General features: G+C 57.2%; 16 protein-coding genes. 6 read left to right on the plus strand and 10 right to left on the minus strand.

What is annotated here, in order from left to right; genetic code table 11:
• The first annotated feature begins 89 nt into the window (after positions 1-89).
• Positions 90-1,295 carry a putative DNA modification/repair radical SAM protein gene (locus N879_RS16555; RefSeq protein WP_009461276.1) on the plus strand — a complete coding sequence of 402 codons (1,206 nt, stop codon included), beginning with the start codon at positions 90-92 and terminating at the stop codon, positions 1,293-1,295.
• A 52-nt stretch (positions 1,296-1,347) separates the two neighbouring features.
• A complete protein-coding gene (locus tag N879_RS16560) occupies positions 1,348-2,868 on the plus strand; it encodes a UdgX family uracil-DNA binding protein (protein WP_022983474.1) in 1,521 nt (506 codons plus the stop codon).
• Here N879_RS16560 and folK read toward each other — a convergent pair.
• From folK to hda, 4 genes are read right to left on the minus strand one after another with little or no spacing between them, the layout of a single operon-like run.
• The gene (gene folK / locus N879_RS16565; protein WP_039942399.1) at positions 2,852-3,304 is read right to left on the minus strand and encodes a 2-amino-4-hydroxy-6-hydroxymethyldihydropteridine diphosphokinase; all 453 of its coding nucleotides are present in this window, start codon (positions 3,302-3,304) and stop codon (positions 2,852-2,854) included. The two genes, N879_RS16560 and folK, sit on opposite strands and share 17 nt — an antisense overlap.
• 29 nt (positions 3,305-3,333) lie before the next feature.
• Positions 3,334-4,713 (minus strand): polynucleotide adenylyltransferase PcnB, encoded by a 1,380-nt coding sequence (gene pcnB, locus N879_RS16570; protein WP_009461279.1) that lies wholly within the window; start codon positions 4,711-4,713, stop codon positions 3,334-3,336.
• A gap of 10 nt (positions 4,714-4,723) precedes the next feature.
• Positions 4,724-5,425, minus strand: a complete 702-nt coding sequence (locus N879_RS16575) for an HAD family hydrolase (RefSeq protein ID WP_009461280.1) — start codon at positions 5,423-5,425, stop codon at positions 4,724-4,726.
• A 3-nt stretch (positions 5,426-5,428) separates the two neighbouring features.
• Positions 5,429-6,127 (minus strand): DnaA regulatory inactivator Hda, encoded by a 699-nt coding sequence (gene hda, locus N879_RS16580; RefSeq protein ID WP_022983475.1) that lies wholly within the window; start codon positions 6,125-6,127, stop codon positions 5,429-5,431.
• Positions 6,128-6,181: 54 nt separating this feature from the next.
• Here hda and purM point away from each other — a divergent pair, with 54 nt between their 5' ends.
• Both purM and N879_RS16590 read left to right on the plus strand, forming a co-directional pair.
• Entirely contained in the window at positions 6,182-7,231 is a 1,050-nt protein-coding gene (purM, locus tag N879_RS16585) for a phosphoribosylformylglycinamidine cyclo-ligase (RefSeq protein WP_022983476.1), read from the plus strand.
• A 285-nt stretch (positions 7,232-7,516) separates the two neighbouring features.
• Positions 7,517-8,977 carry an NCS1 family nucleobase:cation symporter-1 gene (locus tag N879_RS16590; protein ID WP_022983477.1) on the plus strand — a complete coding sequence of 487 codons (1,461 nt, stop codon included), beginning with the start codon at positions 7,517-7,519 and terminating at the stop codon, positions 8,975-8,977.
• 102 nt (positions 8,978-9,079) lie between these two features.
• Here N879_RS16590 and miaA read toward each other — a convergent pair whose 3' ends face one another.
• Complete coding sequence (gene miaA, locus N879_RS16595) at positions 9,080-10,018, minus strand: tRNA (adenosine(37)-N6)-dimethylallyltransferase MiaA (RefSeq protein WP_009461282.1); 939 nt, start codon at positions 10,016-10,018, stop codon at positions 9,080-9,082.
• Entirely contained in the window at positions 10,015-11,886 is a 1,872-nt protein-coding gene (mutL, locus tag N879_RS16600) for a DNA mismatch repair endonuclease MutL (RefSeq protein WP_022983478.1), read from the minus strand. Before mutL ends, miaA begins: the two co-directional genes overlap by 4 nt.
• A gap of 145 nt (positions 11,887-12,031) precedes the next feature.
• Here mutL and N879_RS16605 point away from each other — a divergent pair, with 145 nt between their 5' ends.
• The gene (locus N879_RS16605; RefSeq protein ID WP_009461283.1) at positions 12,032-12,682 is read left to right on the plus strand and encodes a VTT domain-containing protein; all 651 of its coding nucleotides are present in this window, start codon (positions 12,032-12,034) and stop codon (positions 12,680-12,682) included.
• A 627-nt stretch (positions 12,683-13,309) separates the two neighbouring features.
• On the opposite strand, the gene N879_RS16610 is transcribed toward N879_RS16605, so the two are convergent.
• From N879_RS16610 to N879_RS16620, 3 genes are read right to left on the minus strand one after another with little or no spacing between them, the layout of a single operon-like run.
• Complete coding sequence (locus N879_RS16610; protein WP_009461284.1) at positions 13,310-14,677, minus strand: N-acetylmuramoyl-L-alanine amidase; 1,368 nt, start codon at positions 14,675-14,677, stop codon at positions 13,310-13,312.
• Entirely contained in the window at positions 14,641-15,141 is a 501-nt protein-coding gene (locus N879_RS16615) for a bifunctional alanine racemase/tRNA (adenosine(37)-N6)-threonylcarbamoyltransferase complex ATPase subunit type 1 TsaE (protein ID WP_009461285.1), read from the minus strand. Before N879_RS16615 ends, N879_RS16610 begins: the two co-directional genes overlap by 37 nt.
• Before the next feature lie 9 nt (positions 15,142-15,150).
• On the minus strand, positions 15,151-16,047 hold the full coding sequence (locus N879_RS16620; protein WP_009461286.1) for an AEC family transporter: 897 nt from the start codon (positions 16,045-16,047) through the stop codon (positions 15,151-15,153).
• A gap of 208 nt (positions 16,048-16,255) precedes the next feature.
• Here N879_RS16620 and N879_RS16625 point away from each other — a divergent pair, with 208 nt between their 5' ends.
• Positions 16,256-17,194 (plus strand): tripartite tricarboxylate transporter substrate binding protein BugE, encoded by a 939-nt coding sequence (locus N879_RS16625; RefSeq protein ID WP_022983479.1) that lies wholly within the window; start codon positions 16,256-16,258, stop codon positions 17,192-17,194.
• Between the two features lie 71 nt (positions 17,195-17,265).
• Here the strand turns inward: N879_RS16625 and N879_RS16630 are convergent, their stop codons facing one another.
• Positions 17,266-19,554 (minus strand): NADP-dependent malic enzyme, encoded by a 2,289-nt coding sequence (locus N879_RS16630; RefSeq protein ID WP_009461289.1) that lies wholly within the window; start codon positions 19,552-19,554, stop codon positions 17,266-17,268.
• Between the last annotated feature and the right edge of the window lie 78 nt (positions 19,555-19,632).

Here is a 19,632-nt window from a genome sequence, read left to right on the forward strand (position 1 = left end):
GGCCGCTTGCCCTCTTTGAACGTTTTCTGGATAAGTGACGCCTTGAGCGAAAACTGTATAATGCTGTTTTTATATACAGTATTTCGATCATGGAGCTATCGCGCAAACTCGAAATTCTGGCCGACGCGGCAAAGTACGATGCCTCTTGCGCCAGCAGTGCCGCGCCCAAACGGGATTCCCGTGGGCGTACGGGTCTTGGGGCCAGTACGGGGGCCGGCATCTGTCATAGCTTTACGCCTGACGGGCGCTGCGTATCGCTGCTCAAAATACTGCTGACCAATTTTTGTCAGTATGACTGCCTGTATTGCGTGAACCGGCGCTCCAGCAACGTGCCACGCGCGCGTTTTCGGCCTGCCGAAGTGGTTGATCTGACGCTGGATTTTTATCGGCGTAATTATATAGATGGTCTGTTTCTGAGCTCGGGCATCATACGAAGTTCGGACTACACCATGGAGAGCCTGGTCGAGGTGGCGCGCTCCTTGCGCGAAGATCACCATTTTCGCGGCTATATCCACCTTAAAACCATTCCTGATGCAGATCCCCAGCTGATTACGTTGGCTGGTCTTTATGCAGACCGCCTCAGCGTCAACATCGAGCTTCCCACAGACGCTGGCCTGAGCCGTCTTGCGCCCGAGAAAAGTGGGCATACGATCAAGCGCGCCATGGGCGTCATTCGTCTGTCCCAGGAACAGGCTCAGGAGGAGAAGCGGCCTAAAGTGCCTGCCGGGCAAAGTACACAAATGATTGTCGGTGCGGATGCAGCGGATGACCGCAATATCTTGCAAACGGCGCAGACCTTGTACGGAGCCTACAAGCTCAAGCGGGTGTATTACTCGGCATTCAGCCCCATCCCGGACAGTTCGTCGGCGCTGCCAGCCCAGCCGCCGCCGCTCTTGCGGGAGCATCGTCTTTATCAGGCCGATTTCCTGCTGCGTAGCTACGGTTTCCGGGCCGAGGAGCTGTTTCAGGATAAGGGCGATTTACCCTTGGATATTGATCCCAAGCTGTCTTGGGCCTTGTCCAATCGAGCGGTTTTTCCGGTAGATCTGAATAGGGCGCCCGAGCGTCTGATTGCGCGTGTTCCGGGTATAGGCATACGCAATGCCAAGCGCCTGGTCGAGCTTCGTCAGATGCGGGCGATCCGATATCAGGACTTGATCCGTTTGCGTTGTTCCATCAAAACATTGCAGCCGTTTGTAGTGGTCCAGGATTACCGTCCCGGCCTTGCTGAAGCCGCGTCAGACAAGCTGCGACGCATGCTCTCGAGCAATCCGCAGCAACTGAGCTTGCTATGAATCCTCCTTGTGTGACGACCTTGCTTCTTTCTGGCAGCAGGAGCCAACAGTCATGATGACTCTGATGGTGAACGGCGGTTATCTGGCCTGGCGCGAGCAGGCATTACGCGCGTTGGCCGAGGGCTGGTCGCCGGAGGAGCTTTGTTGGGCAGAAGCAAGCCCGGCTTCGGGGCGGCAAGGGCAGCAAATCGGGTTGGAGTATGAAGCACTCCATACGCCGCTTTCCCCGCCTGTTTCCTTGCAAGAGCCCCAGGCGCAGCAGCCCGTTTCCAGTGTGTCTGTGCGTATTTCCAAAGGGCTGGCTGCCTTGCTGCAGGATGCGGCCCTGTGTCGTGCGCCGGCGCGTTGGGCTTTGCTTTACCGTGTCCTGTGGCGCTGGCATCAGGGTGATCGCAGTGTGGAGTCTGTAGCAGACGAAGATGGTGCCCGTCTGTACGAGATGGCCAAAGCGGTACGCAAGGAAAAACACGACATGATGGCTTATGTACGGTTCCGCCATTGTGGCAAGGGCATGCAGCCCGAGTACTGGGCCTGGTTTGAACCCGAGCATGATGTGCTGGAGTGGATTGCAGACTATTTCTCCAAACGCATGGGGGGCACGTCGTGGTGTATCGCGACGCCGCAAGGGCTTGCACTGTGGGATGGTCGGAATCTGCAGCTGCAGGATGCCCCTGACAATATAGAGGCGTTACGGGCTGGCCCGGCCGATGATCAGGTGGAGGCCTTGTGGCTGCGCTATTACCAAAGCATTTTCAATCCCGCTCGGCTGAATGAAACCGCTCTCCAGCAGAGCATGCCAGTGCGATTCTGGAAAGGCCTGCCCGAAGCCAGCTTGATTCCCGCCATGATTAGCGAGGCCCGTAATGGCGCCCGGCGAGTGGGGCAGTTTAGTGCGGTAGCCCGGATGCCGGGCAAGTCAGTCGCGGTGGAGGCCCACAGCGCACAGCCTTACCGCAGTGAACCGTCTGTACTGGAAGCCTGTCGTCGCTGCGGCCTTTGGGAGCACGCTACGCAAGCAGTGCCGGGAGAAGGCCCGGCAACAGCGCGTATGATGTTGCTGGGCGAGCAACCCGGTGATTACGAGGATTTGGCAGGGCGTGTCTTTGTCGGTCCTGCAGGGCGGGTTCTGGATCAGGCTTTGCAGCGTGCCGGTATTGAACGCAATGCGTTGTATCTGAGCAATGCCGTCAAGCATTTCAAATGGAAAGGGCGAGGCAAGCAGCGTTTGCATGTCAGCCCCTCTCAAGCCGAAGTGCAGGCATGTGGGCACTGGTTACAAGAAGAGCTGGCGCGTCTTGAACCTGCTGTCATCGTCACCTTGGGAGCGACGGCCTTATCTGCTTTGCTGGGAACCCAAGTGCCGCTTGCTCAGTATTTGGCCAAGCCGTTTCTTTTGGGGCAGACGTGGGTAATTGCAGCTTGGCATCCTTCGTATGCGCTGCGTGTGGACTCTGCGGCCCGCCGCGAGGAAATTGTCAGCAGTATTACCCAGGTCTTGCAAATGGGATGGCGGCTGGCGACAGGCTCCGCTACGGACGCAGGCCTGGCCGCGGGTATCAACTCAGCTGCTTGATTTCCTGATCTTGCACGTTGATCAGTAACTCCCTGATGTGGCCTTGGGCCAGTTCAAGTTCAGGAGCCAGATCAGCCAGCGGTACCAGCACAAAAGCACGTTCATGCATGCGGGGGTGGGGTACGATTAGCCGCTCCGTGTTGATCTGCTCTTGCCCGTAAAGCAGCAAGTCCAGATCCAGGGTACGGGGGGCATTACGGTACAGGCGCGTGCGGCCGTGCTCTTGCTCGATGTGTTGCAGACGGTCCAGCAAGGTCTCGGGAGCCAGGGTGCAGGTGAAGCGAACGACTGTATTGACGTAATCCGGGCCACTGGAATCGACGGGAGCCGTGCTGTAGAAATGGGCCAGCGTCAGATCCTGGATGCCAGCAGTAGCGGCCAGTTCAGCCGCTGCTGTTTCCAGGGTTTGTCGTGCTTCGCCCAGATTCGCGCCCATGGCGACGAAAACGGTGGTGCTGCCTGGAATCACGATTCGCTTCCACCCGTTGCGTTGCTGCGCTTGGCGTTGGAGCGACGGCGGCGGGTACGGCGCTGACCGCTGCGCGAGCCGGTAGCGGCGGTGCCAGCAGGTTTGCGCACGGCAATCATATTGCTGCGTTCTTCGTCACCAGCATCGGCCAGATCCATCCACCACTGCGCCTGCACGCTATCCACCTCTTTGGCTTCGGCGCGTAGTTGTAAAAAATCCACAGCGGCACGGAAACGAGGTTGTTCCGTCATGCGCCAGATGGCGCGATTGGCGATGCGCTCAAAACGGGGCTGCATGAACCAGATTTCGCGCATATCCGACTGGAAGCGCTTTTGAATCGGCATGATGCGGCTTTGTTTTTCCAGGATCAGGTCGGCGGCTTCCAGCAAGGCCTGCTGGGGATGCATGTCCTGGGCACTGCGTCGTTCCCACTCTTGCTTGACCAGCTTCCAGAGCAGGCAGGCATAGATAAAGCTGGGGCTGACCGATTTGCCAGCACGAACGCGGGTGTCGGTGCGGGCCAGGGCCATATCCAGGAATTCAGAGCCACCGGGCAGGCGTTGAACCGGTTCCACCATGGGCAAGAGCTTGCTGTGCAGACCCAGCGCCTGCAGGCGCTGGATGCAGTCCATGGCATGGCCGCAGTTCAGCAGCTTGAGTGTTTCGTCAGCCAGACGGGACTCGGGTACGTTCTCGATCAGACGCGACAAGGAACGAATGGGCGCATCCGTTGCCGGTTCAATGGTGGCATCCAGCTTGGAGGCAAAGCGCACGGCACGCAGCATGCGCACCGGGTCTTCGCGATAGCGGGTTTCCGCATCACCAATAATGCGTACCTGACGGTCTTTCAGATCGGCTACCCCGTTGTGGTAGTCGATGACGGTTTCAGTCAGGGGATCGTAGTACAGCGCGTTCAGTGTGAAGTCGCGGCGTGCGGCATCGTCTTCGATGGTGCCGTACTCATTATCGCGCAGGATGCGGCCATGTTCGTCCGTTTGCTTGCCGCTATCATCGGCCCGGAAAGTCGAGGTTTCGATGATTTCCTGGCCAAACACCACGTGAACCAGGCGGAAGCGGCGGCCAATGATGCGGGCACGACGGAACAGGGGGCGGATTTGCTCGGGTGTGGCGTTGGTCGCCACGTCAAAGTCCTTGGGCTCCAGGCCCACCAGCAAATCGCGCACTGCGCCGCCCACGACATAGGCTTGATAGCCTTCGTGGTTCAGGACCTCGCACACTTTGATGGCATGACGCGAGACCAGACGCCGGTCTATGCCATGTTCTTCTCGTGTGTAGCGGCGCGGCCCTTTGGGACGCGCGCTTTTGGCTGGTTTGAGCAGCCGGTCGACAAATGTTTTTATTGTTCGCTTGAGCATGCGTCTGATTTTACGATTTGCTGTCCATCATGTCAGCGAACAAATCGATGACGACCCAATTACGTTCGGTGGCCACGGCACGCAGCTTGTCGCTGGGGTTGGTTGCCACGGGGTCGGTCACCACTTCCATCAGGGGCAGATCGTTGGGCGAATCGCTGTAAAACCAGCTGCGCTCGAAGTCGGCCAAAGTTTTGCCCATGGTTTGCAGCCACTGTTCTACACGGGTGATCTTGCCAGCCTGAAAGCTGGGCACGCCGCTGATCTTGCCGGTGTAGCGGCCGTCTTTCATTTCGGGGGTGGTCGCGATCAGGTGGTCTACGCCCAATGCAGCCGCTATGGGACGCGTCACGAATTCGTTGGTAGCGGTCACGATCGCCACCAGATGGCCTTGGTCCTGATGCTGGGCCAACAGTTCGCGTGCAGCGGGGCTGATCGAGGGCAGGATCACGGCCTGCATGAATTCGTCCTGCCAGGCCAGCAACTCTTCCTGGCTGGCATTGGTGAGCAGGCCCAACATGAATTCGGCCGATTCCTCGGCCGTCAGCAATCCCTGGTTATAGCGTTCCATCAGGTCTTCATTCAGACGAATGGCTTCAGCGGGGTCACCGACGCGGCCGGTACGGGCCAGGAAGTCAGCCCACTGGTAATCGCTATCTAAAGGAAGCAGAGTGTGGTCCAGATCAAACAGGGCAATAAAAGAAGAAGCAGTCATGACTCAACTAGAAGATTGGGTCTGGCTGTTGGCCAGAAGTTCTTTGAGCAGGGGTAAAGTGATGGGGCGTTTCTTTACCAGTGAATAATTGTCCAGCGCATCGATCAGTGCGCTCAAGCGGTTCATATCGCGATCGTAGTGAGTCAGTATCCAGCTGAGCACTTCCGCTTGCAGCTGCAGACCGCGGGCAGCGGCTCGCTGTTGCATGGCTTCGGCCCGATGGGCGTCCGACAGGTATTCCAGCCTGAATACCAGGTCCCAGCCCAGGCGAGTGCGCAAGTCCTCGCGCACGGACATGGTTTTGGGGGCCCGGTCGCCGGAGACCAGCAGCGTGAAGGCGTCAGGCCGGGTGGCCGACTCGCGCCAGCGATTGTACAGTGCAAATACGGCAGCCTGTCCGTGCTCGTCAAAACGTTCGATATCGTCGATGGCCAGCAGGCTTGGAGGAGCTTTGTCATCCGTGGCGATGTCAAAGATGGGCTGGGAGGGTGTATCTGAACTAAAATAGCGGCTGTCGTCTTGACTGGCCATCGCCCGCAGCAGATGTGTTCGACCTGCGCCGGGCGGTCCCCACAGGTAAACCGCGCGTCCTGGACTGCATTGACGCAGAGCCTGCAACGCAGCCTGATTCGCTCCGGCAACAAAGTTGTCCAAAGAGGCAGGCGGTGCTGGAGATATATCCAGAATCAGTTGCTCGGTCATGTGTCGTACAATTTCGTCCAACTCGCAATTTTCACATATCCCACGGCTTTTCCCATGAAAAACACTACTTCTGTTTCCTTGACCTACCGCGATGCAGGCGTGGATATCGACGCGGGCGATGCCCTGGTCGATCGTATTAAACCACTGGCTGCCAAAACCATGCGTGCAGGCGTCATGGCTGGAATCGGAGGCTTTGGCGCTTTGTTTGAAGTGCCTACCCACCTTAAAGAGCCCGTTCTGGTGTCCGGCACCGACGGTGTTGGTACCAAACTACGCCTGGCATTTGACTGGCAGCGCCACGACACTGTGGGTATAGACCTGGTGGCCATGAGTGTCAACGACATTCTAGTCCAGGGCGCAGAACCCTTGTACTTTCTGGATTACTTTGCCTGCGGCAAGCTGTCGGTCGACACGGCTGCTCAAGTAGTTGGCGGCATTGCCAAGGGTTGTGAACTGTCCGCTTGTGCCCTGATCGGTGGTGAAACGGCAGAGATGCCCGGCATGTACCCCGAAGGCGAGTACGACCTGGCCGGTTTTGCAGTGGGAGCGGTAGAAAAATCGCGCATTATCGATGGCAAGTCCATTGTTCCTGGTGACGTGGTTCTGGGTCTGGCTTCCAGCGGTGCCCACTCCAACGGTTACTCCCTGATTCGCAAGATTCTCAAGCACGCCAACGCCAAGCCTACCGACGAGCTTGATGGCCGTCCTTTGGCTGACGTGGTCATGGAACCCACCCGCATCTACGTGAAATCCGTACTGGCTGCCTTGGCTGCCCACGGTGCGGACATCAAGGGCCTGGCTCACATCACGGGCGGCGGCTTGCTGGAAAACGTGCCACGCATTCTGCAAAAGCACCTGACTGCCCGTCTGAAGCGCGATTCCTGGACCATGCCTGCCTTGTTCCAGTGGTTGCAAAGCAACGGTAACGTGGCCGACGAAGAAATGTACCGTGTGTTCAACTGCGGTATCGGCATGATCATCATTGTTCCTGCAGACAAGGCAGACGCCATCAGCGCCACTTTGTCCGAGCAAGGCGAAACCGTCTACCAATTGGGCGAAATCCTGGAGCGTCAGGAAGGTCAGGCACAGACCGAAGTGGTCTAAAAACCTCTGATCTTTCCGTCAGTAAAAAAGCCAGCTCATCAAGCTGGCTTTTTTTATTCCTGCCTCCTGCTTTGAATTGCCCTGTATTACCGCATCGAATCTGATGTATTTGATTTTCAAATAAATATTATATGGATTTGATTATGTCGTTTTTCGAGCTAATCCGAATTTAGGTATTACTCGTACATTCCATAATGTTCCCCGATCAGCAAGGCTCCTACAGTAGCGGCAAGCACATAGAAATTTCAGCTGAAATGTTAGAAGCAATTTCTTAGGGGGAAGAAAATGGAGCACAGCGATTTATCCTTGAAAGACCCGCATCCTGCTTTGCACAACGAAGACTTGGCGCCTTTGCCACGACAAAAACGCTTGTGGGGCTGGTTCGAGATTTTCAACGTCTGGTCGAACGATATTCAAAGTCTGTTTGGCTACACCTTGGCCGCCACCTTGTTCATTTCTTATGGTCTGAATGGTTGGGCCGTATTTGCTGGCATCTTGCTGGCCGGTTTTATTGTGATGGGGCTGGTGAATCTGAGCGGTAAACCCAGCGTGCTGTATGGCGTTCCCTATCCTGTGATTGCCCGTATCAGCATGGGGGTGAAGGGCGCCAAGTTCCCTGCCCTGGTGCGTGGGATTGTGGCTATCTTCTGGTACGGCGTGCAGACTTACTTTGCCTCCACGGCCTTGGCTCTGTTGTTCAATGCCTTGCTGGACCACCCTGGCGGAGCCTTGTTCCTGGGGCTGGATTGGGTGGGCTGGGTGTCTTACGTGGTGGTCTGCATCCTGCAGCTGGGTATTTTCCTGATGGGCATGAAGTGGATTACGCGCTTCTTGAACTGGGCGGGTCCTTTGGTGTATCTGGTGATGTTCGCCTTGCTGGCCGTGATCTGGTACAAGGCCGGCGGTGGTTTGCTCGATAAAGTGGGCGAGATCTTTGCCGGTAAAGGTTCTTACGAAGGCGGACCCTTGATGGCCTTTGGTGCGGTGGTGGGCACTATGGTGGCGTACTTTGCTGCCGTTGTGATCAACTACGGCGACTTCTCGCGCTTTGTGAAAGACGAGCGCAGCATGCGTATCGGTAACTTCATGGGCTTGCCTGTCAGCCTGGCCGTGTTCTCCTTCCTGGCCTTGTTCATTACCGCCGGTACAGCTGTGTTGTTTGGCGAAACCTTGACCAACCCTACCGATATTGTGGATCGCGTCGATAGTCTGGCTTTAACGGTGATCGCGGCTTTGACCTTCTTTGCCGCAACCGTGGGTATCAACCTGGTGGCGAACTTCATTCCACCGGCCTTTGATTTGGCCAACCTCAAGCCCGAGCTGATCTCTGCCAAGATGGGCGGCATTCTGACAGCCGTAATTGCTTTCTTTATCGGTGCCTTGTGGCTGCCCTTGATCAGCGCTATCGGCATTACGGGTTTTGTGGATACCTTGGGCGCCTTGCTGGCTCCCTTGTACGGCATCATGATTGTGGACTTCTACTTGATCCGCAAACAGCGTGTCGTGGTGTCGGATCTGTTCAGTCTGGCAGAAAGCGGTACCTACTACTTCCAGAATGGCTGGAACAAGCGTGCAATGGCCGCTTTCTTCCTGGCGGCGGTGTTCTCGGTAGCGACCGTCTGGGTGCCTGCGCTGGCGAATATGGCAGGTTACGGCTGGCTGATCGGCGCTTTGTTGGGGGGGGCGTTCCAATACGTGGCCATGCGTACCAAAGTCTTGCCCAAGCTGAGCAGCGCTTCGGTGTAAGAGGCGTCTCGGGTAAAAAAACGGTTTCTTTGAACGGGGCCCCTTGGCAGTCGGATACCATCCGGCCGTCAAGGGGCCGTTCCTACGAGCGAGCCTGATGTATCAGGCTGGCCAGATCTGGCGTGCCGCTTGCACAATCTGCTCGGCGGCTTGCGGGCTCTGGCAGTTGAATTGCAGACGCTCGGGTTCGGAGCGTAGCCAGGTCAATTGACGTTTGGCTAGTTGGCGAGTCGCGGCAATCGCCTGTTCGATCGCCACGTCCAGGCTGACTTCGCCGTCCAGATACGACCACAGTTGCCGATAGCCCACACAGCGAATGGAGGGCAGACCGGGATGTAAATCAGGGCGCTGGTACAGCTTCTCCACTTCCTGCAGCAGCCCTTGCGCGATCATGTCGTGATAGCGAGCCGCAATGCGCTTATGCAGCCAGGATCTATCTTCTGGCTCCAGGCTCATGGTGACGTACTGGTGGCTCTCTTCTTGCGGCTGGGCTTTGTCCTTGAGCCAGTCGCTCATGGTCTTGCCGCTGATATGGAAAATCTCCAGCGCACGTTGAATGCGCTGGCTGTCGCGGGGAGCCAGCCGGGCAGCTGTCACCGGGTCGATGCGGGTCAGTTCCTCGTGCATGCCGGGCCAGCCAATTTCCTGGGCACGCTCATCCAGTTGCTGGCGAATGGCAGGGTCTGCCTGCGGTAAATCGTTCAAGCCTTCGCGCAAGGCTTTGTAATACAGCATGGTGCCGCCACATAGCACAGGGTAATGCCCGCGCGCCCGGATTTCTTGAATAAGACGGGTTGCGTCGGTGGCGAACTCTGCGGCTGAGTAACTCTCTACCGGGTCGCGTATATCCAGCAAGTGGTGGGGGATAGCGGCTTGTTCTTCGGCGCTGGGTTTGGCGGTGCCAATGTCCATGTCACGGTAAATCGTGGCCGAGTCCATCACAATCACTTCAATCGGCCAGTGTTGCGCCAGGATATGCGTGCTTGCGCTTTTGCCACTGGCCGTCGGGCCAGCCAGGCACAGAATGGGTAAATCGTTCATTGTCCACGCATAAAAAGTTTGTCCAGCTCGCTGAGCTTCCATTGGAACCAGGTGGGGCGGCCGTGATTACACAGGTCGGCCCGGTCAGTTTGTTCCATCTTGCGAAGCAGGGCGTTCATCTCGGGGATGCTCAGGCGACGATTGGCGCGTACGGCGCCGTGGCAGGCCATGGTGGAGAGCAGTTCGTTGCGTTGCTCATCCAGGTGGCGTGACGAGCCTACCTGGGCCAGATCGCGCAGTACGGCACGGGCCAGCGATTCGATATCGCCTTGGGCCAGGAGGGCGGGGACGGCACGCACGGCCATGGTGGTGGGGCCTGCCGGGTTCATGCTCAGGCCTAGATCGGCCAGGGTTTCCTGATGCTCATCCAGCAAGGCGATATCACTTTCCGAGCAACTGAATACGACCGGCACCAGCAGATCCTGACGAGGCAGTTCGCGGCCATCCAGAGCCTGCTTCAATTGTTCGTAGACCACGCGTTCATGTGCGGCGTGCATGTCCACCAGAATCATGCCCTGACGGGTTTCGGACAGAATATAGATGCCGTGTAACTGCCCCAGGGCCATGCCCAAGGGAAACTCGTCCGTTGTGCTGTCTGCCTCGCTTTGATAGCTGGTGACTGGCGTGTTGCTGGGAGCAGGTTCAATCGGGCGATACATGCTTTTCCAGTCGACATTGCCGCCACCAGATGGCTCGCGCAGGCTGAAACTGGATTGCCAGCCTTGGCGGGCCGGATGGCTATACGGCATGGCGGGTTCGCTGCTGGTGTAGGAGCTGCTGGGTGTGCCAGGCGTGGCCGAAGGGTAGGGTGTGCCCGTTACAGGAGGCTGGGTAGCGCCTTCAGGCAAAGGCATGGCGGCAACTGGCGTTTCCCCGGCCATGCTACCTTGCGCCAGGGTTTGTCCAACAGACTGCAGCACAAAGCGGTAGACGGCACCGCTGTCACGGAAGCGAACCTCGTGCTTGGCGGGGTGTACGTTCACATCCAGCGTGGATGGGGCAATGTCCAGAAACAAGGCATAGGCAGGCTGGCGATCTCCATGCAGTACATCGGCATAAGCACTGCGTATAGCATGTGACACAGTACGATCACGCACAAAACGGCCATTCACGAACAGGAACTGTTTGTCTGCACTGGGGCGAGCATGGGCGGGGTGAATCACCAGACCGCGCAAGCTGATCAGGCCTTGTTCCTGGGCGACAGGCAGGCTTTGCTCAATAAACTCTTTGCCCAAGATATCCAGCAGGCGTTGCTCCAGTGTGCCGCTGCGCCAGTGGCGTTGGGGCTTGTCATTGTGAAACAGGCGGAAAGCGATTTGCGGCTGCGCCAGGGCGATGCGCTCCAGCGCGGTCACGCAGTGGCCGTACTCCGTGCCTTCCGTGCGCAAAAACTTGCGACGGGCGGGGATCTCGTCAAACAGCTGGCGTACATCCACATGCGTGCCAATCTGCCCGGAGGCGGGCTGGGGTTCAGCTTGGCCCAGCGAGTACTCCCAGGCGTGCGGGTCGTCCTGAGTGCGCGAGTTGATCGTCAGACGGGCTACCGAGGCAATTGAGGGCAGGGCTTCCCCCCGAAAGCCCATGGAGGCCACGGACTCCAGCTCTTCCAGCGAGCGAATCTTGCTGGTGGCATGTTGCAGCAGGGCCAAGGGGAGTTCTTCCTGGGTGATGCCGTGGCCATCGTCGCTGACAGAGATGCGGCGTATGCCGCCGCCGTCCAGGCGAATCTCGATGGCACTGGCTCCGGCGTCAATCGCGTTTTCCAGCAATTCCTTCAGGACAGATGCCGGGCGCTCGATAACTTCACCGGCCGCAATTTGGCTTACAAGCAGGTCCGGGAGTGGGATAATACGGCGTCTTGATGACATAGGGCGGCTGGCCTTGTGTGTATTCAGGGTTGAACATTACACGTTCAACGGGTTTCAAACGGTAGCGGCTTATTTTAACCGCTTGCTCTATGGTGTCGGTCTGGCCAGTATTGGACTGGCTGGATTGTTATTTTGGTGTGGAACTATGCCCGATTTACTCAGCATGATCCTTCATATTGACCAGTACCTGGGTGTGTGGGTCGAGCAGTATGGAGCCTGGATTTATCTTGTTCTGTTCTTGATTATATTTGGCGAGACCGGGCTTGTGGTTTTGCCCTTCCTGCCGGGCGATTCTCTGCTGTTTATTGCCGGGGCCTTTGGCGCTTCGGGCATGTTGGACCCGGTCATGCTGGGTGGCCTGCTGATCGTGGCAGCCGTGCTGGGTAATACCGTGAACTATCACGTGGGGCGGTATATAGGCCCGAAAGTCTTTACCCAGGAATCCCGATTCCTGGATCGTCGTGCTCTGGTCAAAACCCATGCTTTTTATGAAAAGCATGGTGGCAAGACCATCGTCATTTCCCGCTTCCTGCCTTTGTTCCGTACTTTTGCGCCTTTTGTAGCGGGTGTGGGCCATATGAATGCCATGCGCTTTCAGATGTACAACATTACCGGCGCGGTGCTGTGGATTTGCAGCTTGATTACCTTGGGCTACTTCTTTGGCAATGTGCCTTTCATCAAGGCGCATTTGAATACCATCGTGCTGATTGGTATTGCGGCTGCCGCGGTGCCTGTCGTGGCTGGGGCCTTGTGGAAGATTTTCAAGCGCAAGAGCAAGGGTAATGCGACTTTGTAGGATTTGAGATTGGATTGTTTGCTTGTTAAAGGTTAAGGAAAGGACGCCAGTAGGCGTCCTTTTTTATTTCGGGAACCTGTCAGATATCGCTGTTGTTGGCGAGGGGGTAAAAGCCGTCGCAAAATCTGGGTTCAAGTGTTCAAGTGTTCAAGTGTTCAAGTGTTCAAGTGTTCAAGTGTTCAAGTGTTCAAGGTAACTATTGGCACTCTCCGTATTTTTAAAAAACCGCCTCTGTTTCAGCCTTTAGTAAAGAATGCCTCAGTTTTCTTGAGGGGGAGCCGCTAGTCGGCAGGCGGGGCCCTGGCCCGTGCTGCGCACGGGTACCCTTGTCTCTTGAGCTATCCAGGCGCCCCGTGAACTCGCGCGATAGCTCGTCCCCCGGACGAGCTATAAGCGTCGCGCTCAAACAGCACGGGGCTTGTATCCTGGATAGCTCAAGAGCCTGCGGCCAGAACCCTGACTCGCCCTCCGACTAGCGGCTCCCCCTCAAGAAAAGGCCACACCGATTCAGGTTCAAACAGGTCCTTGCCCAAAGATGCTCTCTTTTCTGGACAGCTTCAGACTCTATAGAAACAAAAAAAGCGCAGCATTTTTTGCTGCGCTTTTTTCATCGAACCAAGCAGATAGTTAGCTGCGGCTGGCCAGTGCCGGAAACTCGGCAAAATATCCCCGGATGCCGGTCAGAATGGCTTGGGCAATCTTGTCCTGATGTGAAGAACTACGCAGCAGACGCTCTTCTTCCGGATTACTGATAAATGCCGTTTCGATCAGAATCGATGGAATATCGGGTGCTTTCAGCACAGCAAAACCAGCGCGTTCAACATTGCGCTTGTGCAGGCGGTTGATCTTGCCGATCTCGCCCAGCAGGCGCGAACCCACTTTCACCGAATCGTTAATCTGTGCGGCTGTGGACAGGTCCAGCAGAATCTGTGCGACCTGACGGTTGTGGGAACCTAGGTTCAGACCACCGATCAAGTCAGCATCGTTCTCTTTCTTGGCCAGCCACCGAGCAGCCGAGCTGGTGGCACCGTTTTGAGACAGGGCGTAGATAGACGAGCCACGCGCACTAGGCTTGATCCAGGCGTCAGCGTGAATACTGATGAACAGGTCCGCTTTCACCCGACGCGCTTTCTGTACACGCACTTGCAGCGGTACGAAGAAGTCCGAGTCACGCGTCAAATAAGTACGCATATTGGGCTGAGCATCAATCAGACGCTTCAAGCGGCGGGCGATATTCAGCACCACATCTTTTTCACGGGTACCACCGGGGCCGATGGCACCGGGGTCCTCTCCACCGTGGCCGGGGTCCAGCGCAATCAGCAAAGGACGATTGGGAGTACCCGGCGTGGCCGCAGGCGAAGGAGAGCGCGGTGGAGTCGTGACAGGAGGCGGCGTCCGAGCGACGGGCGGCAAGGTTTGCCCTTGTACCGTAGGCACAGGGGCGTCAGGCGAGTTTTGAGCCAGGCTTTCCAGGACGGAAGCCAGGGGGTCGTTATCGTCCTGAATTTGCAAGGCCAGCAGCGGGTCTTGCGCCACGCGCGGGTACAAGTCCAGCACCAGCCGGTACTTGTATTCGCCAACGGGCTTGAGCGTAAAAATCTGGGGAGCGACGGCCTGTTTCAGATCCAGCACCAGCCGCACGACGTCGGGGCGGTTCTGGCCCACGCGCACGGAGCGAATGTAGGGATCATTGGGGCGGACCTTGGAAACCAGCTCCTCGATGGTGCGGTTCATGGTCAGGCCCTGGATGTCCACCACCATGCGATGGGGGTTCTCCAGTGTGAAGTGCTCGGCCTTGAGCTCGCTATCCATTTCCAGGGTGACGCGGGTGTATTCGTCTGCCGGCCAGGTACGGACGGCCACGATGGTGCTGGCGTTCGCCAGCCGCGGTATGACGGGAAGCAGGAACAGGGTGGTGGCCGTGGCGACGAATCGGCGACGGGCCTTGCCGGCTGGGGCTACTTCTGCAGGCTGGGGGCGAGTGTCGTAATCCATAGCGTTCCTTTGGCGCTGCGTGCATCCAGGGTGGCCAAACGACCGTCACCGCAATAATCCAGGTGTAAATCCAGATCGGGCTCGGGCAATAAATCCCCTGCTTTTTCGGGCCATTCGATCAGCACAACAGCATTGTCTTGCAAAATATCGCGAAAACCTGCGTCGACCCATTCTCGTGGGTCGCTAAATCTATAAAAATCAAGATGATAGAAGTATAAGCTAGAAACTTTATAACTTTCAAGCAAAGCGTAGCTAGGACTTTTGATACGACCGGTAACGCCACAAGCCCGTAACAGGGCCCGAACAAAGTGGGTTTTACCGGCGCCCAGATCACCATGAAGATGAATTCGGCCACCCACAGGCACACCGGGAACTTGACCGCTTAGCAGCGGGGCAAGGCGCTCGGCCAAGGCGGTGGTGGCGTCCTCGTCAGGCAAGGACAGGGTTAAAGCTTGCGGATTCATAGGCTTGGATCAGGTAGCGAGGGATAACCACAATGGAATGGTCAAGCCCGCTAGTATAGTGCCGATCGACATGGTCAGCGCGACCAGACGGCTATCGGCTCCCATGCGGGCAGCCAGTACGTGGGCAGAAGAGGCCGTAGGCAGGGCAGCAAATACCAGTAACATCTGGCGCTCCAATGTGCTCATATCCAACACCCAGGCAATTGCCAGGGCCGCCAAGGGCAAAGCCAGCAGCTTGATGGCCGTAATCCAGCCGATCAAGGCCCCCGCACGCCGCGAGCCTTGCAGGGACAAGGTGGCGCCTACACACAACAAACCAATCCCCAAGGCACAAGCCCCCAAGCGGCTAAAGGCCAATTGAACCGGGCCTGGTACGGACAAACCAGCCAGATTCCAGGCCAGTGCAGCAACAGTAGACAGAATCAGGGGATTTTTAAGCAGCTCGATGGCGATACGGCCTTGCTGCCCCCGCGCCAGCACGGTCACTGCCACCATATTGGCCATGGGAACAGAAAAGCCCACCAGTAAAGCCATGACAGCGACACCCGATGGTCCGGCAATCGCACTGGCCAGAGACATCCCCAAATAGGTATTGAAGCGAAAGGCGCACTGAGTCAGGGCCGCGTGCTGCAAATGTTCGGGTTTCAGAATGGGCAGGGCCAGCCAGGCCAGAACCGTGCCTACGGCAATTAAAACAGCCGCAGCGACCAATAAAGGCCAGGTATCGCCCAGATTGAGCGGAATGCGGGTAATGGAATCAAACAGCAGGGCTGGAAACAGGACGTAATAGACTAGCTTCTCCGCACCCTGGAAAAAATCCCGGCTGAAATGAAAGCGATGCAGCAGTAAAGCCCCCAGTGCAATTAACAGGAAGTCGGGCAGAATCAGCGGGAATATTGTGGCCATGATGAGGGTAAATAGAAGCAGATATAGGTATATCCCCTGTAGGTATCTGCTTTCAGAATTAACAATTGATGAGGAGTAGCTGCGCTATTATTGGTTAGTTCCCCTTACCCAGGGGATGGATCTACAAAAAGACTAAAGAGGAGATGTTCCCATGATAGAGAAGTTTCCCAAGAAATTTGCGCTGCTATCCCTTTGTGCAAGTTTGTCCATGATCGGCACGGCTAATGTCGCTCATGCTCAAGCGGATTATCCTAATCAAGCGATTCGCGTCATTGTTCCTTTTGCGCCAGGCGGCTCCACCGATATTGTGGCGCGCATTGTGACCAAGGGCATGAGCGAAGTGCTGGGCCAGTCCATGGTGGTAGAAAACAAGGGTGGTGCCGGTGGCGCTATTGGAGCGGCAGAAGCGGCTCGCGCCAAACCTGACGGCTATACCTTGTCAATTGCCACCATTTCGACTCTGGCAGTAAATCCCGCTTGCCGCCCCAATGATTTGCCTTACGACCCCTTGAAAGACTTTGTGCCGGTCAGCAACTTTGCCAACCTGCCCAACGTGATCGAGGTCAACCCCAAATTCCCGGCACAGAACTTCAAGGAGTTCGTGCAGCAACTGAAAGACAATCCAGGTAAGTATTCCTACGGCAGCTCGGGCACTTGCTCGGTGCTGCACTTGTTTGGCGAAGCCTTCAAGCTGGAAACCGGCACTGATATCGTGCACGTGCCTTACCGTGGTGCCGGCCCGGCTGTAACGGATGCGGTCGGTGGCCAGATCAATGCCATGTTTGATAACCTGCCGTCGTCCATGGCCCAGATCCAGGCTGGCAACTTGCGCGCATTGGCTATTGCCTGGCCCGAGCGCCTGCCTGCTCTGAAAGATGTGCCGACCTTGGCCGAAGAAGGCTACCCGCAGCTGAACAGCCCGGCCTGGTATGGTCTGCTGGCTCCCAAGGGTACGCCGCCTGAAATCGTTGCCAAGCTGCATGCCGCTGCTGCGGAAGCCTTGAAGAAGCCCGAAATTATTTCGGCTCTGGAAAAGCAGGGTGCGACTCCGTCGGGTAACTCGCCTGAAGAGTTCGCCAAGGAAATCAAGGAGCAGTACGACTGGGCCCACGACGTGGTCAAGAAAGGCAATATCAAGCTGGAATAAGCCTTGGACTTTAAATGTCAGCCATAAAAAACCGGCCTGCACAGGCCGGTTTTTCATTTCTGCCCTAAGGCCTAGCCACGATTGGCTTGCAGCACGGTCAAGGCCGTCATATTAATGATGCGGCGTACGGTGGAGCTGTAAGTCAGGATGTGTACAGGAGCATTGGCGCCCATCAGGAAAGGACCGATGGCCACGTTGCTGCCAGCAGCAGTCTTCAGCAGGTTGTAGCTGATATTGCCAGCGTCCACGTTCGGGCAGACCAGCAGGTTGGCCGAGCCTTTCAGCGAGGAGTTGGGCAAGGTACGATTGCGCAAGCTTTCGTCCAGAGCGCAGTCGGCATGCATTTCACCGTCTACTTCCAGGTCAGGGGCTTGCTCCTGAATCAAACGCAGGGCTTCACGCATTTTGGGTCCGGAAGTGGCCGAGTCGGTACCAAAGTTGGAGCGCGACAGCAGGGCCACCTTGGGTTCCAGGCTCAGCGTACTCAACATGCGGGCGGCTTCAATCGTGTATTCCGCAATTTCCTGTGCGTTCGGATCGTCGTTGACGTGTGTGTCGGTCAAGGCAACCGTACGCTCGCCCAGGAGCAGAATGTTCATGGCAGCGTAGACGCTGGAGCCGGGCTTGCGGCCGATCATCTCGTCGATATAGCGCAGGTGGTTGTGGTAGGAACCGATCGTGCCGCAGATCATGCCGTCGGCATCACCCAGGTGCACCATGGTCGAGCCAATCAGGGTCAGGCGGCGACGCATTTCCACGCGAGCCATTTCCTTGCTGATACCGCGACGGCACATTTTTTCCCAGTACGTGGTCCAGTACTGGTGGAAACGGTCGTCAGACTCGGGGTTGGTCACTTCCACATCCACGCCCAAGCGCAGGCGCAGACCAAATTTCTTGATGCGAGACAGCAGCACGGCAGGACGGCCAACCAGAATCGGGTGGGCCAGCTTCTCGTCCACAATCACTTGCACGGCGCGCAGCACACGTTCTTCTTCACCTTCGGTAAAGACGATGCGAGCCTTGCCGCCTTCGCGCACCAATTGCTTGGCTACGGCAAACACGGGCTTCATGAACGCGCCAGAGTGGTAGACAAACTGTTGCAGCTTGGCGATGTAGCCTTCCAGGTCAGCGATAGGGCGGGTTGCCACGCCTTCTTCCATGGCGGCTTGAGCCACGGCGGGGGCGATGCGCACGATCAGACGTGGGTCGAATGGCTTGGGAATCAGGTAGTCGGGGCCAAAGCTCAGGCCGTAACCACCGTAGGCTGCGGCCACCGCTTCGTCCTGCTCTTCTTCAGCCAGAGCCGCAATCGCGCGGGCAGCAGCTTTTTCCATGCCACGGGTAATCGTGGTGGCGCCCACATCCAGCGCACCGCGGAAGATGTAGGGGAAGCACAGCACGTTGTTGACCTGATTCGGGAAGTCCGAACGGCCGGTTGCCATGATGACGTCATCGCGAGCGGCTTTGGCGACTTCAGGCAAAATTTCGGGGGTAGGGTTGGCCAGCGCCATCACGAAGGGACGGTCTGCCATTTTTTGCAGCATTTCAGCTTTCAGTACGCCACCGGCGGACAGGCCCACGAACACGTCAGCGTTGTCGATCACATCAGCCAGCTTGCGTGCTTCGGTTTCTTTGGCGAAACGGGCCAGTTCAGGAACCTGGTGACCAGGGCGGCCTTTGTAGACTACGCCGTCAATGTCGGTGACCCAGACATTTTCTTCGGGCAGGCCCATGTCCACCATCAAGTCCAGGCAAGCCAGTGCGGCCGCACCGGCACCGGAGGTCACAACCTTGATCTTCTTGATATCTTTGCCGACCACTTTCAGGCCGTTCAGGAAAGCCGCCGTCACGCAAATGGCGGTACCGTGCTGGTCGTCGTGAAAGACGGGGATGTTCATGCGTTCGCGTAGCTTGCGCTCCACTTCAAAACACTCGGGTGCCTTGATGTCTTCCAGGTTGATGCCACCGAAGGTGGGCTCCAGACCGGCGATGATATCCACCAGCTTGTCGGGATCGGTTTCGTTGATCTCGATGTCAAACACGTCCAGGCCAGCAAATTTCTTGAACAGAACGGCCTTGCCTTCCATCACGGGCTTGGAGGCCAAGGCACCAATATTGCCCAGACCCAGCACAGCGGTACCGTTGGAGATCACGCCCACCAGATTGCCCCGGCCGGTGTAGCGGAAGGCGTTTTTCGGGTCGACCACGATTTCTTCGCAGGCGGCAGCAACACCAGGGGAATAGGCCAGGCCCAGGTCACGTTGGCTGACCAGGGGTTTGGTCGCGGCAATGGTGACTTTGCCGGGAATGGGGAACTCGTGGTAATCCAGGGCGGCTTGTCGATCTACAGGTGAACTCATCGTGTCCTCTTGCTCAGGCGCCAAACAGGTGTTTGGTGAAATCCAGGGAAGGCGTGGCGAATAGTGCGCCAGCGCCAG

Origin of the sequence: Alcaligenes sp. EGD-AK7 (assembly GCF_000465875.3) — a bacterium.
Taxonomy (GTDB): domain Bacteria; phylum Pseudomonadota; class Gammaproteobacteria; order Burkholderiales; family Burkholderiaceae_B; genus Alcaligenes; species Alcaligenes phenolicus.

What these genes read in the sequence shown, in the direction of transcription:
- N879_RS16590 (WP_022983477.1), top strand. Translation starts at nt 7,517, where the DNA reads ATGGAGCACAGCGATTTATCCTTGAAAGACCCGCATCCTGCTTTGCAC.
- N879_RS16605 (WP_009461283.1), top strand. Translation starts at nt 12,032, where the DNA reads ATGCCCGATTTACTCAGCATGATCCTTCATATTGACCAGTACCTGGGT.
- N879_RS16620 (WP_009461286.1), bottom strand. Translation starts at nt 16,047, where the DNA reads ATGGCCACAATATTCCCGCTGATTCTGCCCGACTTCCTGTTAATTGCA.
- N879_RS16555 (WP_009461276.1), top strand. Translation starts at nt 90, where the DNA reads ATGGAGCTATCGCGCAAACTCGAAATTCTGGCCGACGCGGCAAAGTAC.
- N879_RS16575 (WP_009461280.1), bottom strand. Translation starts at nt 5,425, where the DNA reads ATGACTGCTTCTTCTTTTATTGCCCTGTTTGATCTGGACCACACTCTG.
- N879_RS16560 (WP_022983474.1), top strand. Translation starts at nt 1,348, where the DNA reads ATGATGACTCTGATGGTGAACGGCGGTTATCTGGCCTGGCGCGAGCAG.
- N879_RS16625 (WP_022983479.1), top strand. Translation starts at nt 16,256, where the DNA reads ATGATCGGCACGGCTAATGTCGCTCATGCTCAAGCGGATTATCCTAAT.
- hda (WP_022983475.1), bottom strand. Translation starts at nt 6,127, where the DNA reads ATGACCGAGCAACTGATTCTGGATATATCTCCAGCACCGCCTGCCTCT.
- pcnB (WP_009461279.1), bottom strand. Translation starts at nt 4,713, where the DNA reads ATGCTCAAGCGAACAATAAAAACATTTGTCGACCGGCTGCTCAAACCA.
- mutL (WP_022983478.1), bottom strand. Translation starts at nt 11,886, where the DNA reads ATGTCATCAAGACGCCGTATTATCCCACTCCCGGACCTGCTTGTAAGC.
- miaA (WP_009461282.1), bottom strand. Translation starts at nt 10,018, where the DNA reads ATGAACGATTTACCCATTCTGTGCCTGGCTGGCCCGACGGCCAGTGGC.
- folK (WP_039942399.1), bottom strand. Translation starts at nt 3,304, where the DNA reads ATGGGCGCGAATCTGGGCGAAGCACGACAAACCCTGGAAACAGCAGCG.
- N879_RS16615 (WP_009461285.1), bottom strand. Translation starts at nt 15,141, where the DNA reads ATGAATCCGCAAGCTTTAACCCTGTCCTTGCCTGACGAGGACGCCACC.
- N879_RS16610 (WP_009461284.1), bottom strand. Translation starts at nt 14,677, where the DNA reads ATGGATTACGACACTCGCCCCCAGCCTGCAGAAGTAGCCCCAGCCGGC.
- N879_RS16630 (WP_009461289.1), bottom strand. Translation starts at nt 19,554, where the DNA reads ATGAGTTCACCTGTAGATCGACAAGCCGCCCTGGATTACCACGAGTTC.
- purM (WP_022983476.1), top strand. Translation starts at nt 6,182, where the DNA reads ATGAAAAACACTACTTCTGTTTCCTTGACCTACCGCGATGCAGGCGTG.